19 protein-coding genes and 1 pseudogene are annotated in these 17055 nt (G+C 61.9%); 7 read left to right on the top strand and 13 right to left on the bottom strand.

Translation table 11 applies throughout. The features are described 5' to 3' along the window. Window positions 1-35: 35 nt before the first annotated feature. Both AC0L15_RS07155 and AC0L15_RS07160 read right to left on the bottom strand, forming a co-directional pair. Window positions 36-482 (bottom strand): TIGR02588 family protein, encoded by a 447-nt coding sequence (locus tag AC0L15_RS07155; protein ID WP_023801355.1) that lies wholly within the window; start codon window positions 480-482, stop codon window positions 36-38. After that, window positions 479-1237 carry a TIGR02587 family membrane protein gene (locus AC0L15_RS07160; protein WP_245277751.1) on the bottom strand — a complete coding sequence of 253 codons (759 nt, stop codon included), beginning with the start codon at window positions 1235-1237 and terminating at the stop codon, window positions 479-481. The genes AC0L15_RS07155 and AC0L15_RS07160 overlap by 4 nt, the downstream gene beginning before the upstream one ends. 284 nt (window positions 1238-1521) lie before the next feature. On the opposite strand from AC0L15_RS07160, the gene AC0L15_RS07165 reads away from it, so the two are divergent. After that, on the top strand, window positions 1522-1965 hold the full coding sequence (locus AC0L15_RS07165; RefSeq protein ID WP_287064337.1) for a PPC domain-containing DNA-binding protein: 444 nt from the start codon (window positions 1522-1524) through the stop codon (window positions 1963-1965). A 42-nt stretch (window positions 1966-2007) separates the two neighbouring features. On the opposite strand, the gene AC0L15_RS07170 is transcribed toward AC0L15_RS07165, so the two are convergent. The 3 genes from AC0L15_RS07170 to AC0L15_RS07180 all read right to left on the bottom strand — a co-directional run bounded on the left by AC0L15_RS07170 (window position 2008) and on the right by AC0L15_RS07180 (window position 4499). Further along, window positions 2008-3282: a DUF763 domain-containing protein gene (locus AC0L15_RS07170; RefSeq protein WP_287244394.1), complete on the bottom strand. Its 1275-nt coding sequence runs from the start codon at window positions 3280-3282 to the stop codon at window positions 2008-2010. A 150-nt stretch (window positions 3283-3432) separates the two neighbouring features. Then, a complete protein-coding gene (locus AC0L15_RS07175) occupies window positions 3433-3870 on the bottom strand; it encodes a GFA family protein (protein ID WP_023801346.1) in 438 nt (145 codons plus the stop codon). After that, window positions 3867-4499 carry an alpha-ketoglutarate-dependent dioxygenase AlkB gene (locus AC0L15_RS07180; RefSeq protein ID WP_473496060.1) on the bottom strand — a complete coding sequence of 211 codons (633 nt, stop codon included), beginning with the start codon at window positions 4497-4499 and terminating at the stop codon, window positions 3867-3869. Before AC0L15_RS07180 ends, AC0L15_RS07175 begins: the two co-directional genes overlap by 4 nt. Window positions 4500-4644: 145 nt before the next feature. Between AC0L15_RS07180 and AC0L15_RS07185 the strand changes: the two genes are divergently transcribed. Further along, entirely contained in the window at window positions 4645-4857 is a 213-nt protein-coding gene (locus AC0L15_RS07185) for a KTSC domain-containing protein (protein ID WP_287064340.1), read from the top strand. Between the two features lie 60 nt (window positions 4858-4917). Here the strand turns inward: AC0L15_RS07185 and AC0L15_RS07190 are convergent, their stop codons facing one another. Next, entirely contained in the window at window positions 4918-5145 is a 228-nt protein-coding gene (locus tag AC0L15_RS07190; RefSeq protein ID WP_287064341.1) for a hypothetical protein, read from the bottom strand. A 177-nt stretch (window positions 5146-5322) separates the two neighbouring features. Between AC0L15_RS07190 and ku (AC0L15_RS07195) the strand changes: the two genes are divergently transcribed. Further along, window positions 5323-6192 carry a non-homologous end joining protein Ku gene (gene ku, locus AC0L15_RS07195; RefSeq protein WP_287064342.1) on the top strand — a complete coding sequence of 290 codons (870 nt, stop codon included), beginning with the start codon at window positions 5323-5325 and terminating at the stop codon, window positions 6190-6192. A 3-nt stretch (window positions 6193-6195) separates the two neighbouring features. Next, a complete protein-coding gene (ligD, locus tag AC0L15_RS07200; RefSeq protein ID WP_473496061.1) occupies window positions 6196-8745 on the top strand; it encodes a DNA ligase D in 2550 nt (849 codons plus the stop codon). Between the two features lie 32 nt (window positions 8746-8777). Here ligD and AC0L15_RS07205 read toward each other — a convergent pair whose 3' ends face one another. Together AC0L15_RS07205 and ku (AC0L15_RS07210) are read right to left on the bottom strand one after the other, a co-directional pair. Then, window positions 8778-9818: an ATP-dependent DNA ligase gene (locus AC0L15_RS07205; protein WP_236378405.1), complete on the bottom strand. Its 1041-nt coding sequence runs from the start codon at window positions 9816-9818 to the stop codon at window positions 8778-8780. Window positions 9819-9859: 41 nt separating this feature from the next. Further along, complete coding sequence (gene ku / locus AC0L15_RS07210) at window positions 9860-10663, bottom strand: non-homologous end joining protein Ku (RefSeq protein ID WP_287244403.1); 804 nt, start codon at window positions 10661-10663, stop codon at window positions 9860-9862. A 224-nt stretch (window positions 10664-10887) separates the two neighbouring features. Here ku (AC0L15_RS07210) and AC0L15_RS07215 point away from each other — a divergent pair, with 224 nt between their 5' ends. Then, window positions 10888-11592, top strand: a complete 705-nt coding sequence (locus AC0L15_RS07215; RefSeq protein ID WP_287244405.1) for a phosphoribosyltransferase — start codon at window positions 10888-10890, stop codon at window positions 11590-11592. 204 nt (window positions 11593-11796) lie between these two features. Here AC0L15_RS07215 and AC0L15_RS07220 read toward each other — a convergent pair whose 3' ends face one another. Together AC0L15_RS07220 and AC0L15_RS07225 are read right to left on the bottom strand one after the other, a co-directional pair. Then, window positions 11797-12012, bottom strand: a complete 216-nt coding sequence (locus tag AC0L15_RS07220; RefSeq protein WP_027154083.1) for a hypothetical protein — start codon at window positions 12010-12012, stop codon at window positions 11797-11799. A gap of 16 nt (window positions 12013-12028) precedes the next feature. Then, on the bottom strand, window positions 12029-12274 hold the full coding sequence (locus AC0L15_RS07225; protein WP_027154084.1) for a hypothetical protein: 246 nt from the start codon (window positions 12272-12274) through the stop codon (window positions 12029-12031). Between the two features lie 698 nt (window positions 12275-12972). Here AC0L15_RS07225 and AC0L15_RS07230 point away from each other — a divergent pair. Beyond that, window positions 12973-14295 carry an NAD(P)/FAD-dependent oxidoreductase gene (locus AC0L15_RS07230; protein ID WP_473496063.1) on the top strand — a complete coding sequence of 441 codons (1323 nt, stop codon included), beginning with the start codon at window positions 12973-12975 and terminating at the stop codon, window positions 14293-14295. 626 nt (window positions 14296-14921) lie between these two features. Next, window positions 14922-15315: pseudogene (locus AC0L15_RS07235) on the top strand (thiamine pyrophosphate-dependent enzyme); the annotation flags it as partial. A 13-nt stretch (window positions 15316-15328) separates the two neighbouring features. Here AC0L15_RS07235 and AC0L15_RS07240 read toward each other — a convergent pair. The 3 genes from AC0L15_RS07240 to AC0L15_RS07250 all read right to left on the bottom strand — a co-directional run bounded on the left by AC0L15_RS07240 (window position 15329) and on the right by AC0L15_RS07250 (window position 17012). Beyond that, window positions 15329-15643, bottom strand: coding sequence for a hypothetical protein (locus AC0L15_RS07240; protein WP_287244408.1), 315 nt, complete (start codon window positions 15641-15643; stop codon window positions 15329-15331). A gap of 157 nt (window positions 15644-15800) precedes the next feature. Next, window positions 15801-16049, bottom strand: coding sequence for a hypothetical protein (locus AC0L15_RS07245; protein ID WP_123149560.1), 249 nt, complete (start codon window positions 16047-16049; stop codon window positions 15801-15803). Between the two features lie 141 nt (window positions 16050-16190). Then, window positions 16191-17012: an SIR2 family NAD-dependent protein deacylase gene (locus tag AC0L15_RS07250; protein ID WP_287244409.1), complete on the bottom strand. Its 822-nt coding sequence runs from the start codon at window positions 17010-17012 to the stop codon at window positions 16191-16193. Window positions 17013-17055 lie beyond the last annotated feature (43 nt).

The following is a 17055-nucleotide window of genomic DNA, read 5'->3' on the forward strand; positions in this document are numbered from 1 at the left end:
GCCGAGTTCCCTTTCATCCATGGCGTTTTGACTGGTCAGGGTTCACTATATCCAATGGCAAAGAGGCGCAGGTCATAGGCCTCGGGATCGCGACGAAAGATCAACGCGCCCTTCCGTTGGGAATTCTGTGGGACATAGTCGAGCGTAGCGCTGCTATCCTCGACGACCTCATCGCCGTTGCGGAGCTCACCTTTGATCTCGACAGCAGCAACTGATTTCCCCGCCCTGTTTGCAGCGGCGAACTCGACCACGTAGCCCCCCTCGGTGACCGCGACCGCGAGTGGCACCACAACGATCCGGGCGGTCCCATCGCGCGTGCTCACGCCATCGACGACAAGATAACCGAGCACGGCAAGCAGGACTACGGAGCTTATGCCCGCCACGACCCACTCCGTGACCGAAGTCCCGGGTTTGCGTGTCTTTGCTTTGTTGTCGGACTGCTGCTTCTGTTGCTTGTCGCCTTTTGCGGGGTTCCTTGTCACAGAATGAGCCTCGCAACCGCCGCCCCGAGCGCGCCAGGAAACGACAGAACCACGACTGCACTGAGTGTCTCCGAAAAGCCGGCGCCATCGGTCCTGCCGAAGGTCCACAAGATGTAGAGGTTTACAAGCATCACCAGGACATAGCCGACGATCGCATAGCGAAAGAAGATGCTGACGAATCCAGCGCCTGGCTCGGGACTGTGCGAGCCGCGGAATTCGAACTCATAGACGAAGGCGTGCATGAGAGCGAGGGTGACCACCACCAGGGCGATTTCCTGCCAGGGCTCCATCTTGTAGGCGATGAGGACGACCTCTTCCGTCGGTGCGATGTTCACCGATAGAAATAGCGCTCCGACCACCATCAGGAACAGCTCTCCGGTGTAGCCGGGCTCGGGAATGTCCTCCTCCTCCAACAAACTCGGGCCGAGCTGAGCGCGTGCCAAGGATGCCCCGAGACTGCCTGGGACAATTTGCACCGCAATTTTGCCAATCACCTCCCGCAGCGGCATTTCGGCGGTCACGATGCCGAAAATAAACAACACCGCCGTAGCCGCCACAGCGGCCACAAGTATCGCCACAAAAGCATCGGCGATGCGGTCGCGCAGCGCCACCGTGTGGCGAAAGCCTCCGTACTTGTGCAGCAGCACCAGCATTGGCAAAGTGACAGCGAGGAACAGGGCGAGCCGCAGTGGGTGAAGGTGAAAGCCCAGCGCCCAGGCCTCCATGGTCATCAGCACCGGGGCGGCGAAGATCAACGCTCCGGCAAAGGCACGGCCAAGACCAATCCAGAACTCACGCGGCGTTAGCGCATGCCTGACGATGATCTCGGTTGGCGCCACGTCCGCTCCTCAGAGATAGCCTGCGGGGAACAATGTTTCCTGGACAATCTTGTTCCGGACCGCTGCATCTTCGCCACAGCCGAACGGCGCTGCGATGTTCAAAGCCAAGCCAAACCTGTTGGGAACTCGGGAGCCAGCTTTCCGTTCAACCTCTCGATCGAATGACAACCCAAAGCCGACACAGCGTCTGGAGTGAAATCATGAAATCGCAGCTCATCGCCGAAAGCGCCGGACAAAGGACGTTCGTTGTGGTGCTTGATCCCGGCGAGGAAGCGTTCGCGGCGCTCACATCTTTCGCTGTCGATAACGATATTGGCGGCGCCTCGCTGACCGCGCTCGGCGCCTTCGAAAAGGCGACTGTCGGCTGGTTCGACATCGAGGAAAAAACTTATCGGAAAATCCCGGTGCTGGAACAGTGCGAGGTGCTCAGCGCGATCGGCGACGTTGCGATCGGCGACGACGGCAAGCCCAGCCTTCACGTCCATGCGGTGCTCGGATTGCGCGACGGCAGCACGAAGGGCGGACATCTGCTCGATGGCATTGTTCGGCCTACACTCGAAGTCACTTTGGTGGAAACGCCTGGTCATCTGCGCCGCAGAAAACGTCCGGAACTCGGCATCGCCTTGATCGATCTGGATGCCTGAACACGGATCAGGCCAGGTCCGCTGACCTGCGTTCCGGTCCGATCATCGCTTTTGTTTGAGTTGTTTAGCATCCGCGGGCGCCTCGGGTGCGGTCTCCCAGCCGAACACGCTGCGGCCGCCGAGCAGATGCGACTGATCGAACTCTCCGGCAACGATTTCCTTCAGACTGGGGCCGGTGACATAGCGTTCGACCTGCCGCGACTGCTCGTCGAGCCGCTTCAAGGCGCCGAGTTCTTCGTCGCGACCGAGCCTGGCCTTGTGGACGGCCGACTTTAGGACGCCGATCGTCTCGTCATAGACCTTCAGCGGCACGGGAAATGGATGCCTGTCCTTGCCGCCATGTGCCAGCGAGAAGCGCCCGGGATCGGAAAACCGGCATGGCGCGCCATGCAAGACCTCGGCGACCAGCGCCAGCGCCCGCACCGTGCGCGCACCGACGCCGGGCACCAGGAGAAGCTCGGAGAAATCGGCGGGGCCACGCTCGGCAGCCGCCGCCATGTTGCCATGAAGACGACGCATGACGACATCGCTTTCGCGAACGTCGTGGTGCGCCGGCATGACCAGATGCGGCAGCATTGGCTGATCGGGCTTCGGTGCGACAGCCACATCACGTTCGAGCGCGGCGAACTCCCTCAGAATGCGATCCGGTCCGAGATCCTGCAGGAGATTCAACTGGCCCTTGCGCGAGGCGTCGGCGCGGCGGTCGGTCAGGTTGACGATCTCGCCCTGGTTGGCGCCTTCGATGGCGGCATGCGGCTGGTCGACGAAACTCTTCAGGCCTTCGGACAGCCAGTGATAGCGGCGCGCCACCTTGCTGTCGCCGTTCATGCCCTGCTGCACCACGACCCAGTCGCCGTCGTCGGTGACGATAAAGCCATGCAGATAAAGGTCGAAGCCGTCCTGGACGGCGGCGCTGTCAACCTTGGCGACGAGCCGGCTGGCCGTTGCCAGGCCTGTTCCATCGAAGCCGACGCGCTCGCCGATCACGGCAAGCTCATGCGGGGTCTTGCGCGAATGCGCGCCGCGGCCGCCGCACACGTGAATACCGAGTTCGCCGGAGAGCGGAGCCAAGCCACGTTTGAGGGCGCCGATGACGCTGGTCGTGATGCCGGAGGAATGCCAGTCCATTCCCATGACCGCGCCAAACGACTGGAACCAGAAGGGATGTGCCAGCCGGCGCAGCAGTTCCTCGCGACCGTAATGGTGAATGATCGCCTCACACATGACCGCGCCAAGCCGCGTCATACGGTCGCCGAGCCATTTCGGCACGCGTCCGCCATGAAGTGGAAGGTCTGCGCTTCCCGATCGTTGCGCCAAATTTTTCTGCCTGTTCCGACTTATTCGTTGCGCTCAACAGATAATATCGAAAGCGGCGTGAAGAAGCGATGATGCCGGTTCGTTTGGATTACGAACCGATAGCAATTCAATTCAGCTGGGCCATTCGGGTACCATCGGCGGCTTTGCCGGTTACCGGTCGGCCGGATTTCCGACCGCCGGATCGCGCCGCCTTGAATATCTTCCCACACGCGGCAGATCGTCGCCAAATTCCACCCACGGCAGCTTCATGTCCCAATAGGCATGAGCCTGCGGCGCAAAGCGCTCGGGGTGGTCGAAGAAGCCGATCGTCAGATAAAGTTCCTCGGGAAGCCCCTGGTCGAGGTAGGCTATGGATGTCCCGCAATCGGCGCAGAAGGTGCGGAGCACGCCTCGGGTCCTTGAGAATTTTTTTGGCGCGCCGGTGAGCAATCTGAATTGGGCCGGTCGATAGCCGACCCAGACGGTCAACGGGCTGCCTATCGCCTTGCGACAATCGTCATCGTGATCGGAGCAAATCCAGAACGGGTCACCATGCATCTCAGCACTTATCGAACCGCAAAAACAGGAGCCGGTCTCGATTCTGGTCATCGAACTATCGCTTCTGATCGAGGCGACCGTTGCGGCCGCAGGGTCCGCAGGGTGATCGAATACCGGTGCGCGGCAACCGGCGGGATGCTGTGGTCCCAGTCGGTGCGCGCCGGACCCGTCATCAGGTAAGCCGACCTTGGCTCGAGGGTGACGGTCTCGCGAGCCCATCTCGTGCCGTTCTTCCGGCGGAGCCGAAAGCTGCATGGCGCAAGAAGAGAAACGCCGGCCACGGCATCGAACTGCGGCTTGTCGCGATGCCAGCCGATACCCGCGCCGGGCCGGTACTCGTTGATCAAGACGTGCACGAAAGCATCGGCGGGCAGGCGTGCAAATGCCGCCACCTTGTCCCTGAGCGGCATCAGAAAAGCAGGGATCGGCGGCGCCTCGACCACCTTGCATTGGTCAAAATCGTAGCGCAGGCCAAAACCGGCGACGCGCCGGTTTGCGAGATGGCCATGAAAGTCGAAAGGCTGGAAGGCGAGAGTTTCGAGCTGCCGCACCAGCTCGGCCTCTTCCTCCGCCGTGATCAGCTCCGGCTGGTAGTGAAATCCTTCCGGCAGATCGTTGGGCGCACGAAACAGGTTGCCTTGCCCAGCGAATTCCGCCTGCTTGGTTTTGAGCGATGGCATCAACCCTAATTGGTGAAGCCGGCCGCTGGCGGCAAGGCCTTGGGGCCGGGCCGGATCATCGCCTCCACATGCGCGAGACGGAACCCGGATTGCCGGGGCGGGTTATTGTCCGGACGCGTCGAGTATTGGGGTCGAGTGTTGGGAAATGCCTTCAACTGTTATCCAAAGCATCAATTACGATCCGGCGACGAGGACCCTCTCCGTATGGTTTGTCCCAGGAAATCGCTACGACTTCGACGACGTGCCGCCGCAGGCTTATGCCGCATTCCGCAAGGCCTCGTCAAAGGGCCGTTTTTTCAACGCGTTCATTCGAGACCGGTATAGCTACCATTTGGTCGAGCAGAGCCAGTCGGGATGAGATCTTTAGCCCTTGTCGCGCGTCATCCATCCGGGAGAATCCGGTCAGTCGGCCGATCCCTCATTGCGCCGGCGGCGTACCAGGTTGATCGCCGCCCGTGGTCGTCTTCGGCGTCGGGTCCTTGTGTACCTCGGGATTTTGGTCGACGGTGTTGGTGTTGCTTTGGGTCGGCTCAGAGCTGCTGGTGCCGCCCTGTGTCGGCTCGGCCTCGTTGCTGCAACCCGCCAGAGCCAGGCCCGCCACCAGCGCCGACAAAAACGACAGTCTCTTCAATGACAATCCCGTCATGGCCAACCGCTCCCTAGCTGCTCGACAACGACGGGTGGTGAATTTGGTTGCAGCGAAATGGCTTGTCCCCTGGCCCAGGACCCTTCTGATCCTCGCCGTGCAGGCGCCAAAGGAACAAATCCGCGCGCCGCCACGTTGCATTTCCTGTGCAATGCTTGTGACAGTGAGGCTATCGTCGTGGCGCCGAGAGCAAATTGGAAGGGTTTTCTGAAAATTGGAGAACTCAGCTGCCCGGTGGCGCTCTATACGGCTGCCTCAACCTCAGAGCGCATCGCTTTCCACACGATAAACCGCGCCACGGGGCATAGGGTGCATCGCGCCTTCGTAGACAGCGATAGCGGCAAGCCGGTCGAGAAGGACGACCAGGTCAAGGGCTTTGAGATCGGCTCGGGTGAGTACGTCGTGCTCGAACCCGATGAGGTCGCAGCCGCTGTCCCCGAGAGCGACAAGACGCTGTCGGTCTCGGTCTTCATCGGCTGTGCCGATGTCGACGATGTGTATTTCGACAAGCCTTATTACCTGGCCCCGTCTGACAAACACGCGGAGGAAGCGTTTGGGCTGATCCGCGAAGGCATGCGCAGGAAGAAGGTCGCCGCCATCGCCCAGACCGTCCTGTTTCGGCGCGTCCGGACCCTGCTCGTCCGCGCCTATGACGAAGGCCTGGTCGCAACGACGCTGAATTTCGACTACGAGGTGCGCTCGGCGGAGGAGGCTTTCGACAGCATCCCCGACTTGAAGATCGAGGGCGAGATGCTCGAACTGGCCGAGCACATTATCAAGACCAAGAAAGGCAAATTCGATCCGACCAAATTCGACGACCGTTATGAGGCGGCGCTCGCCGAGCTTGTGAAGGCAAAGCTCGAAGGCAAGAAGATCGCCGTTCCGAAGCCGGCCAGGCGGGAGAAGGTCGTCGATCTCATGGATGCGCTGCGCCAGAGTGCCGGCGTTGGCACCAAGCAGCCCTCGACAAGAAAGCCCGCGGCAAAGTCAAAGCCAGCGCGCCATGCCAAGGCGAAGCAGACAGCGCCGCGTCGGAAGGCCGGCTGACCGATGGCGCTCGAGACCTACCGCAAGAAGCGCAATTTTTCCGTTACCCCGGAGCCGCAGGGCCGCAGGGCGCCGAGGACCGGCAACAGCTTCGTCATACAGAAGCACGATGCCACCCGGCTCCATTATGATTTTCGTCTCGAAATGGACGGCGTCCTGAAGAGCTGGGCCGTCACAAAAGGGCCGAGCCTGATCCCCGGCGAGAAGCGTCTTGCCGTCCACGTCGAGGACCATCCTCTGGAATATGGCAACTTCGAAGGCACAATCCCGAAGGGCGAGTATGGCGGCGGCACCGTCCTCCTTTGGGACAGAGGCACCTGGACGCCGATCGGCGACGCGCATCGCGGCTATGCGAAAGGCCATCTCGATTTCGAACTTCACGGCGAGAAGCTTGGCGGCCGCTGGCATCTTGTGCGGATGGCCGGAAAGCCCCGGGAGAAGCGCGAGAACTGGCTGCTGATCAAAGGCGACGACGACGCCGCGCGCACCGAACGTGATCCCGACATTCTGGACGAGCGGCCGGAATCCGTCGCGACCGGCCGCAAGATCGACGACGTCGCCGGCGAAGAGCCCGGCTGGTCGTCCAAGACAGGCCGCATTCGCAGGCGCCGCGGCGGCAGCACCAGGCCAGCTCCAGCGGAAGAGGCCCCCGCCACTGTCAGCGTTCCCGAACCGTCAAAGATAAAGGGCGCCAAGAAGGCGGCGCTTCCCGATTTCGTCGAGCCGACGCTGGCGACCCTGGTCTCGTCAGCGCCGTCGGGCGAGCGCTGGCTGCACGAGATCAAATTCGACGGCTACCGGCTACAGGCCAGGATCGAAGCCGGCCGCGTCAAACTGTTGACGCGGAGCGGTCTCGACTGGACGAAGAAATTCGGCAAGGCGGTCGTTTCGGCGCTGGCCGATATCCCTGTCGGGACGGCACTGATCGACGGTGAACTCGTGGTCGAGACGTCAGCCGGCGCATCGGATTTTTCCGCGCTGCAAGCCGATCTCAGCGAGGGCCGCAGTGATCGCTTTCACTTCTACGTCTTCGACCTGCTTCATCTCGACGGCTACGATCTGCGCGACGTTGCGTTAATCAAGCGCAAGGAATTGCTGGAAAAAATCATCGGGAGTAACAGCGGCATCATCAGCTACAGCGGCCATTTTGAGGAGGACGGCGTCCTGGTGCTGCGACATGCCTGTCGGCTGAGCCTGGAAGGCATCGTCTCCAAGCTTCGCGATGCGCCCTACCGCGCCGGCCGCAGCAAGAACTGGGTGAAGTCGAAATGTTCGGCGCGGCAGGAATTTGTCGTGGCCGGCTTTATCCCCTCGACAACCTCGCGCAAGGCGATCGGTTCGCTTGTCCTGGGTGTCTATGACCACGGCAAGCTTCATCATGTCGGGCGCGTCGGCACCGGCTACACAGCGGCGGTCGCCGAGAGCCTGTTCAAGAAGCTCGAGCGGATGCGCCTTCCGTCGAGCCCGTTCGACGAGCGTCTGAGCGCCGAGGAGGCTCGGCAAGTCCGCTATGTCAGGCCGGATCTCGTCGCCGAAGTCGAGTTCCGGGCGTGGACCGCCGACGGCAATCTGCGCCACGCCTCGTTCCGCGGATTGCGCGAAGACAAGCCGGCGAAGGAGATCGTGCGCGAGACGCCGAAGACGAGCAAGGCAGCGCCCCAACCTCAGCGCCGGACCGTCAAGCTTACTCATCCCGACCGCCTTTACTGGCCGGACGAGGGCGTGACCAAGGAAGGCCTCGCCGACTATTATGCCGAGGTCTGGCGTTATGTGTCGCCCTACATCGTCGGCCGCGCGCTGGCGCTGGTGCGCTGTCCCAACGGGATTTCGGGCGAGCAATTCTTCCAGAAGCATGCCTGGAAGGGGCTGAACCCCAACATCGTACTGGTCCACGACCCCAAGGATCCGCCCGACGAGCGGCTGATCAGCATCAATGATCTCGACGGGCTGATCGGTCTCGTCCAGTCGGCGTCGCTGGAGATCCACCCCTGGGGCTCGACGGTGAGCGATTGGGAGCGTCCGGACACGATCATCATGGATCTCGACCCCGGCGAAGGCGTGAGCTGGGAGGCGGTGATCGAAGGCGCCGTCGAGACCCGCGACCGGCTGAAGGATGCGGGGCTTGTCCCCTTCATCAAGACCTCCGGCGGCAAGGGTCTGCACGTCGTGGCGCCATTGAAGCCGAAAGCCGAATGGCCAGCTGTAAAAGCCTTCACCAAGGCGATTGCCGACTCCATGGCCGCCGACAGTCCCAACCGCTACGTCTCGACCATCACCAAATCGAAACGGCGCGGGAAAATCCTGGTCGATTATCTGCGCAACCAGCGTGGTGCGACCGCGGTCGCAGCCTATTCGACAAGAGCACGACCGGGTGCGGCCGTGTCGATGCCGCTTGCCTGGGACGAGCTCGGCCCCGGCATCGGATCGGCCTATTTTACCGTCGAGAACACACCGACCCGGCTTGCCTCGCTGTCGTCGGACCCCTGGCAGGATTTCCGCGCGGCCGCAGCGCCAATCGAAGACCGTGCAAACCGGCGCAAGAGAGCGGCTTGAGGACGGCACTGCGAGTGCATGCATCGGAATAATCAGGCGATCTGCTCGAGCGTGCATTGCTCGGGCGCCTTGTCTGGTCGCCAGCGCAGGAACTTGGTGCCGTGCCGGAAACGGTCGCCGGTGACGTGATCGAAGCGCACTTCGACCACCAGTTCGGGCCGCACCGGCTCCCATTCGCCGCTGCGCTCGGTGCTCCAGCGGCTCGGCCCGCCCGGCGCCTTTCCGGTAAAGCCCGGTGGCTCGCGCATGGCTTCGAGCTTGCGGGTAAGCTCGGCCCTGTCCTCCTTGGCAATGGTCGAGGTGAAACCGACGTGGTCGAGCTTGCCGGCCTCGTTGTACAGACCCAGCAGCAATGATCCGACCTGACGACTGCTGCTGAGATAGCGAAAGCCGCCGACCACACAGTCGGCCGACCGCAGCCGCTTCACCTTCACCATCGCGCGCACCCCCGGTTGGTACGGACCGTCCAGCCGCTTGGCGACGACGCCGTCTGTCGCCCCATGTCCGGCATCCCCTAGCCAGGAGCGGGCTTCCTTCACATCGCGCGTGCAGTGCGAAAGCACGATGTTCCTGCGGTTTGCCGAAGCGACGAAAGCCTCAAGGATCGCTCGCCGTTTTTTCAGGGTCCGCGCCAACCAGACGGTTCCGTGCTGATCGCAGAGCATGTCGAACAGGACGATGCTAGCCGGGGTTTCGGCGGACAGCTTGCGGATCCTGCTCTCGGCGGGATGAAGCCGCATCTGGAGCGCGTCGAACGAAAACTTGCCGTCGACCGAGATGACGATTTCACCGTCGACGACAAAACGGCGCGACGGCAGTTCCTTCAATGTCGCGACGAGTTCGGGAAAATAGCGTCCGAGCGGCTTGCCTGACTTTGCGCGCAACTCGACCGCATCATCCTGCCGAAATGCCAGGCAGCGAAAACCATCCCATTTGCGTTCATACTGCCATCCCTCTCCTTCGGGAATCGCATCGGCCGCCTTTGCCTCCATCGGAGGCGTATCGAGCGGCAGGAGGAAATCGCTGGATCGGCGGGTGCTGTCGAAAGCAGGATCGCGGGGTATGACCTTCATTGTGCTGCCTTTGTCCCCCAGCCCAGCCTGCTCCCAGGCGTTTATTTCCGCTTTCCGGGCTCCGAGCCGATGCTCTTGCGCAGCGCATCCATGATGTTGATCACGTTGCTGGCCGGTTGCTCGGCCTTGGCCTTCGCCTTGGCCAGGCCCTTCTTGCCCTTCTTCTTCGAGGCAATGATCTCCAGCAGCCGCGCCTGGACGGGATCTCCGGTCATGGCGGGATCCCACTGCCTGGTTCGCTCATCGATAAGGGTCGAGACCATATCCATCAGTTTCGGTTCGGGTTTGACGTCATCGATCTTGCCGAAATAATCCTCGGGATCGCGAACCTCTTCGCCATAGCGCAGTGTCCACAGCACAATGCCCTTGCCTCGTGGTTCAAGCATGACGGCGCGCTCGCGGCGGTACATGACCAGCCGCGATATTCCGACTGTCCCTGTCGACTGCATCGCGTCGCGAATGACCGAGAATGCCTCCTCCCCAACCGGGTCGTCAGGGGTGAGATAGTGCGGTTTGTCGTACCAGATCCAGCCGATGCTGTCGGCATCGACAAACATGTCGATGTCGATGGTGCGCGTGCTCTCGAGCGCAACTGCGTCGATCTCGTCGTCCTCGAGCAGGACGTATTCGTCCTCGCCGCGCTGGTAGCCCTTGACCTCGTCGTCTTCAGCAACGGGCTTGCCGCTGACGGCGTCGACATATTGGCTGACCACCCGATGCCCGCTCTTGCGATTGAGCGTGTGGAACCGGACCTTTTCGCTCTCGGTGGTAGCGGGCGTCATCGCCACCGGACAGGTCACCAGCGAAAGCTTCAGATAGCCTTTCCAGAAAGGACGTGGCGCCATCTAGGACCCCCGGCAGGAGTAAAACAGTCGAACGCGGCAGGGCGATCGATTGTTCCAGCAGCTTTTTTTGCAAACCCGGGGGCCAATCGCATGGTTCGGCAATTTTTGCCAAGGGTTGATGAAACAATTTGCCCGCAATCGCCGTTTCCCCAGCAAGCTGAATTTGGGCGAGGAGGAGGCCTGAGCAGCACCACGCCAGGGTTTCGGCCTTGGAGGTGAAGACCATGCGCTTTGACGCCTTGAGGTTCAAAGATCGAACGGATGCGGGGCGCCAGCTTGCCGCTGATTTGGCCAGGTTCGCGGCAACCGATCTACTGGTGCTGGCGCTGCCGCGCGGCGGCGTGCCGGTTGGCTTCGAAGTGGCGAAGGCACTCGGTGCCCGGCTCGACGTGCTGCTTGTGCGCAAGATCGGCGCGCCGGGCCATTCCGAATATGGCATCGGCGCGATCGTCGACGGGGAAAATCCGCAGCTCGTCCTCAACGAGGAGGCGATGGCTTTGGTCCGGCCGTCAGACGAATACGTCGAAGCAGAGAAGCGGCGGCAACTGCTGGAAATCGAACGTCGCAGAAACCTCTATCTCGGCAGCCGGCCTGCGGCTTCGGTCCTGGGCCGGACCGTCATCGTCGTCGATGACGGCATTGCGACCGGAGGCACGGTCAGAGTGGCGCTCAAGGCGCTAAGGAAGGATCGCGCCGCGCATGTCGTCCTGGCCGTCCCGGTCGCACCTCGGGACACGTTGGACCTCATCAAAGCCGATGCGGATGATGTGGTCTGTCTCGCCACGCCTGAGCCGTTTGTTGCGGTGAGCCGGTATTATGAGGACTTCGAACAGACCACGGACGCGGAAGTGATCCGGCTGCTGCGTGAGGCAGAGCAGTTTGAGAGCAAATCGTCCACGCGATCTGCCGAAGGAGCACGCCACGGCTAACAAGGACCGACAACCGATGGAGATCGTCGAGCGCGGCGATATTTCTGCGCGAACTCAAAATGACCAAATCGCGCCATCCGATAGAACCGCTCTTCAGTGGCGAATGGGCCTGAGCCATACGGCCCCTCCCCTTGCGCTCGCAGCCAACCTGAAGCGCGGCCCCGGTCAGGGCCGCGCCACCGCGCGCCAGCGGCGGTTGAGCCGTCAATCGCGCAAACGATTGGCAGCGTGATCCTGGCGCTGCTCAGTCGCGATCTGCCTGGAATCCAGACCGCGTTGCTTCGTATGCTGGGCCTTGTCGCGGTTGGACAGGACTTTGTTTTCCTCGAGCTTGTCCTTTGGGGTGGTGGTCATGGCGCCTGCACCGGAACCCTTTCCCCGCGCACCCGCTCCGATGTGCTTCTTGCTACCTTTTGCCATGGGCTTGCTCCAATTCTTAGTGGTCGGGACGGTTCTTGTGATGAACGCTCTCCTGATTTTCTCCGCGAAGGATGTTGCGATCGTCAGGGTCAACGAGGTCGGGTGTCTTGGACCTGATTTCCGACCCCTTGCGCAGCGCTTCACGTTCCGCTGCTGATCGCTTCAGGTCGGCCTCTGCGTCGAAATCCTTGCCGGCGCCCTTCGTGTTCTCCCGCTTTTCGATGATGCGCAATTGCTGCTCATGGGTTCTGCGTCCAGCCATTGGTTTCCTCCAAGGTGCCTTGCGTTCGATTTTTGAGGCCCAGATCGCTGGCGGAACCGTCGACTTCCGGTGATTGCAGTTGGCCACGCTCCTTGCCGAAGCGGACCAATCGTGCGCCACCACGATCTGAGCCTGTCCTTATGGCGATAATGGCAGGGCGGCGGGATCGTTCCGAGATGGCGGCCGAATAAACCGTCTATTCGCTCATCTGCTCCGGGCTGCTCATCCGCATCTGCCATGATCCGTCAGTCTTTTCTCCCCGCGGTGTTCCGATGGAACATCAGAGCATCTCCGTCGTTCGGCGACTGATCGCCTACGTCCACGTCTGATGCCCCGCCGCAGCGAGCGCGTAAAGCTGCAAGAGGATGGACCGCACGATGAAGGACGCCACGGTCAAACGCTTCTACTACGAGAGCCACGATCAGCTCAGGTAACACCTCGCCGACTTCGTTGCCGCCTACAACTTCGCTCGTAGGCTCAAGACCCTCAAGCGCGATCCAACGGACTCGCGAGCAGATTACGTCGCCCTGCGCCGAACTCGGTCGGGCTTGAGCAGCTCGTATCGATCAAGGGATCAAAAACTCGCACATCTGGCGAAGTCCTAGATGATTTCGGCACATTCTTTCGAGCGCATGATGCGATGAAGGGCTGATCGGAACTTTGCTTCCGCATTCTTGGCAGCCGAGGTTGGTTGGAACATGTCGCCCCGAGTCGAACGCATTCACAGCGATGAGCGTCTCCCGGCCGAGGTCGACGTCCTCATCGTCGGCGGCGGCATCCTCGGCTCTACGGCCGCCTATTTCCTGGCGAAGCGTGGCCTCTCTGTGGCTCTGCTCGAGAAGGGCCACGTCGCCTGTGAACAATCGAGCCGAAACTGGGGTTGGTGCCGCCAGCAGAACCGCGATCGGCGCGAACTGCCGCTCTCGGTGATCTCCATGCGACTGTGGGACGAGCTGACGCGCGATATCAATCGGGACCTTGGATTTCGACGCTGCGGTCTCGTCTATGCCACTCACGACGAGGCTGTGCTCGCCGGCTGGGAAAGGTGGCGCGAGGTCGCCAGGGAGTACGAGGTCGACACCCGCATGCTGAGCCGGGCGGAGGTGGCCGAGCGCGTCCCCGAAGCGCGCGACAAATGGGTCGGCGGGACCTATTCGGACCGGGATGGTAAGGCCGAACCTGCGCTCGCCGCGCCGGCCATCGCCGATGGGGCCAGAGCTCTGGGCGCCACCATCCACCAGGAATGCGCCGCGCGGGCGCTCGACTTGGCCAATGGCAAGATTGCGGGCGTGCACACGGAGAAGGGCTACATCAGAACCAGCGCGGTGCTGTGCGCCGCTGGCGCCTGGTCCTCGCGCTTCCTTAGGCCGCTCGGGATCAGTTTCCCCCAAGCGAGCATCCGGCAGACCGCGCTGCGTTCCACCCCGACAATCAACATAGGCGAGGCGGTCTCCACACCCTACTGCACGGTCACGCGCCGACTGGACGGCAGCTATACGCTTGCGATCAGCGGCAAGGCGAACCTCGAAATCACGCCCCAGGCTATCCGGTATAGCCGGGAATTCATGCCGCAGTTCTTGCGTCGCCTGAAGAACGTCAGGCTCGGCATCGGCCAATCGTTCCTTTCGGGGCCGGATTCAATGCCGGCGCTGCTGACCAACGACGATCGGATCTTCGAACAGAATCGGGTGCTGGATCCTCCACCTTTAAGATGGCTGGTAAGCCAAGTGGTGGAGAGTGTCCGGAAGACCTTCCCCCAACTCGGCGATATAGAGATCGATAGTGCCTGGGGCGGCTTCGTCGATTGCACGCCGGACGCAGTGCCTGTGGTGTCGCAGGTGGACGGGGTGAAAGGCCTCGTCCTCGCGGCGGGCTGCTCGGGCCACGGCTTCGGTTTGGGCCCGGGGCTTGGCTATCTGGCCGCAGAGCTTGTCGTAAACGACACGCCTTGCGTCGATCCTACACCGTTCCGCCTGTCGCGTCTGGTCGACGGCTCGAAGCTGGACATCGCCGCTATCTGAAGATCAGCCGGAAGTCAGGCCTGACGCGCACCAAGCGAAGTCAAAGTGTCAGCAGACGGGTGAGCGGAATCGCCACGTTGCCTCGCAGTCAAGTCTCCGCGTGCATGAGCGCAACGTGGTAGGAGTTGCACCAGAATCCGCTCGGCAGAGCGCCGCGCTCATCGCGCTCGTCTTTGGCGCAGTTGGAACCGTCGCAGGAGTTCATTCTAGCGTTCTGCTTCTGCCGGTAGGGCGAATTGCTCGGCCCATACGCCGCGCCAGCGGCCGGGATGTTTGCCGCAACCTACACACGTGGCAGCGCAAACTTCAACGCGGTGGCCCTGCACTACGGCATCATGCGGGAGACCGGTTTCTACGGCGCTGGGGTATCGTCGACAACGTCTTAACCAACCTGTGGGTGCTCGCCCCCTGCGCGGGGCACGCACGGCTTTATCTCACCCAGCTCTTCCACAGGCGGAGCGGCCCCGCACCTCGTCCACGCCGGAGGCGTCAATCTCGGCGCCGCTTCTTACAAGCGCCCTCGCCCTGCTTCTCCCGGTTGTCCTTGGCCTGGGGCGGTCATTGGCCCGGGACAACACACTGGAGGCAACCATGCCCAACACCGCCGAGATGCTTGTCGACACATTTCGACGGCCGTGCGTTACAGGGTTCCGCTCAAGCTTCTGGTGATCAAGAACAACATGCTCAACCAGATCGCCTGGGAGCAAATGATGTTCCTTGGCAACCCGCAATTTGCCCGCGAACTCCAGCCGATCGATTTCGCTTGGCCGCTGAAGCCATGGGGGGCATTGGCTACAGCGTCACCCGGCCTGAGGACGTCGATGGGGTTCTTGATGCCGCGTTTGCCGCGGAAGGCCCGGTGATCATAGAGGCGGTCGTCGACGCGTATGAACCCATGCTGCCGCCGCGCATGCCGGACGAATATCGCAAGAACATGCGCACAGCCCTGCGGGAACGCCGGGCCGCAAGGAGATCGAGGCAAACCTCGCTCGCGAGCCGCTGAAGACGATGATGGGCTGAGTTCCCTGGCCGGTCAGTCCTTGGCGTAGGCGCCGGGCTGGCGGCCGCTCTTCGGAGCCTTGGCATCCTTGGAACGCTCCGCGATCGACGGACCGGCGCCGGATGTCTTTTCGGTCGCTGCACTGGGCGTGGACCGCCTGGACGGGTCCTGCCCTTCGGATTGACGGGTTTTGTCCTCCACCTCGTCCCTTGACCGGGTCAGACCCATGCCGCCGGCAGGCTTCTTGTTGCCGGCCGCTTCCTGGGAGAATTGATCCGACGCGTCCGCAACTTTCTTGGGAGGGTACTTGGTCGCGCCATGTTCGTAACGGGTTTCTTTTTCAGTCACGGCGTTTCTCCGATTGCCTCACTCGCTTGCATGGCGATTAACGGTCCTGCGACGTCAGAGTTCCGACTGCCGGCGATGACCGCCATATGCGGCGCGGGCAGCACCCCGCGGTCACAGGGCTGCCGATGTTCGGCGCCGCTCAGGTGTCCTGCGCCGGTCAGGCGTCCTGCCATGGCGCGTGCAGGATGTCGGCGCCCGGCTGTTCGTCGAACAGGACCGCGCAGCCGCGCTCCCACGCCACCGGTGACAGTGCGTTGGCCACGATTTCGTCAGGCGAGATGAAATCACCGGTCAGCACCCGCAACTCTTCGACGGCTTTGGCCATCGACACCAATCGCCCTGCGGCGCGGTCGGTGGTGCAGGCGTCGATGACGGAAACGAGATCGATCATTTGGAACTGGCCCATCATAGGCCTCCGCGAACAGCATCCCTTCGCGGCTATGAACGTATTAGCGATCAACAATGTTCCCCGCCTGGTCAAACGGAGGCGAGCTTTCTGAATTTTGCCGCCAACGAATCGACCTCAAGCGCAGTACATTCTGTTAGTTCAGGCCGGGCCTATCGCGTGCTTGAGCTTGCTCAGGAATGCCACCAGAGCATCCTCCGGCCGATCGGCCTCCTCGGTCAGCATGTCGATGCCCCAGCGTCCGAGAACCGCTTCCTGGACGACGCTCGGTTGCGGCATGAAGACGAATGATTTCGGACGATTCTTTTCATAACCGGACCGGCGCCAGGTTTCCCAAAGGCGATACAGCAACAGACGGATGTTCATGTCTGACATGCTGTAGCCGATGAACAGGACGGTGCGCCCCAGTGCGTCGGCGCGAAACTTCACGTCCAATGGTGATTCGAACGACAGCCGCTCGAAATAGTCGGACTCCGCCAGGACCAGTGATGCGTCGTCGTCGAAATCGCCGTGGTATTTGATGATCTGGGTAACCTCGCCGTTCACCTTGGCGATATCCTTGGCATTGGCGACTTTCACGAACGCGCGGTCGTGGACTTCGAACGCAACCTCAAGGTTTCGATCATAGTTGGTGGTGTAGATGATCGGGAAATCGAGTGACACGATCAGCTTGTGGATCGCCGATCCCTTGACTTTTTGCCGCGAGACGCTCCATTCGCGATCCATCCAGCTGCGCAAGGGGCCGAGACTGCCATGCTTTAGCCGGTAATATTCGGCAAGAGCCTGGTAACTGGACTCAGGCCGGTCAACCACGTCTCGCTCGAGGCCGAGTTCATCCACCATGTGCTCGATGAGCTTCTCCCAGGATGGCAGGCCGACGCTCATCGACACCCCCGCCCCAACGAACAGGATCGCTCGTCGGTCTTTCACGGATTGAGCCAGTTGCTCAAGTGCAGACGGCATGGCCAACTTACCGGGCAATGATCCAACACAACTGCGAACGGCG

This window comes from Mesorhizobium sp. WSM4846, assembly GCF_055811415.1.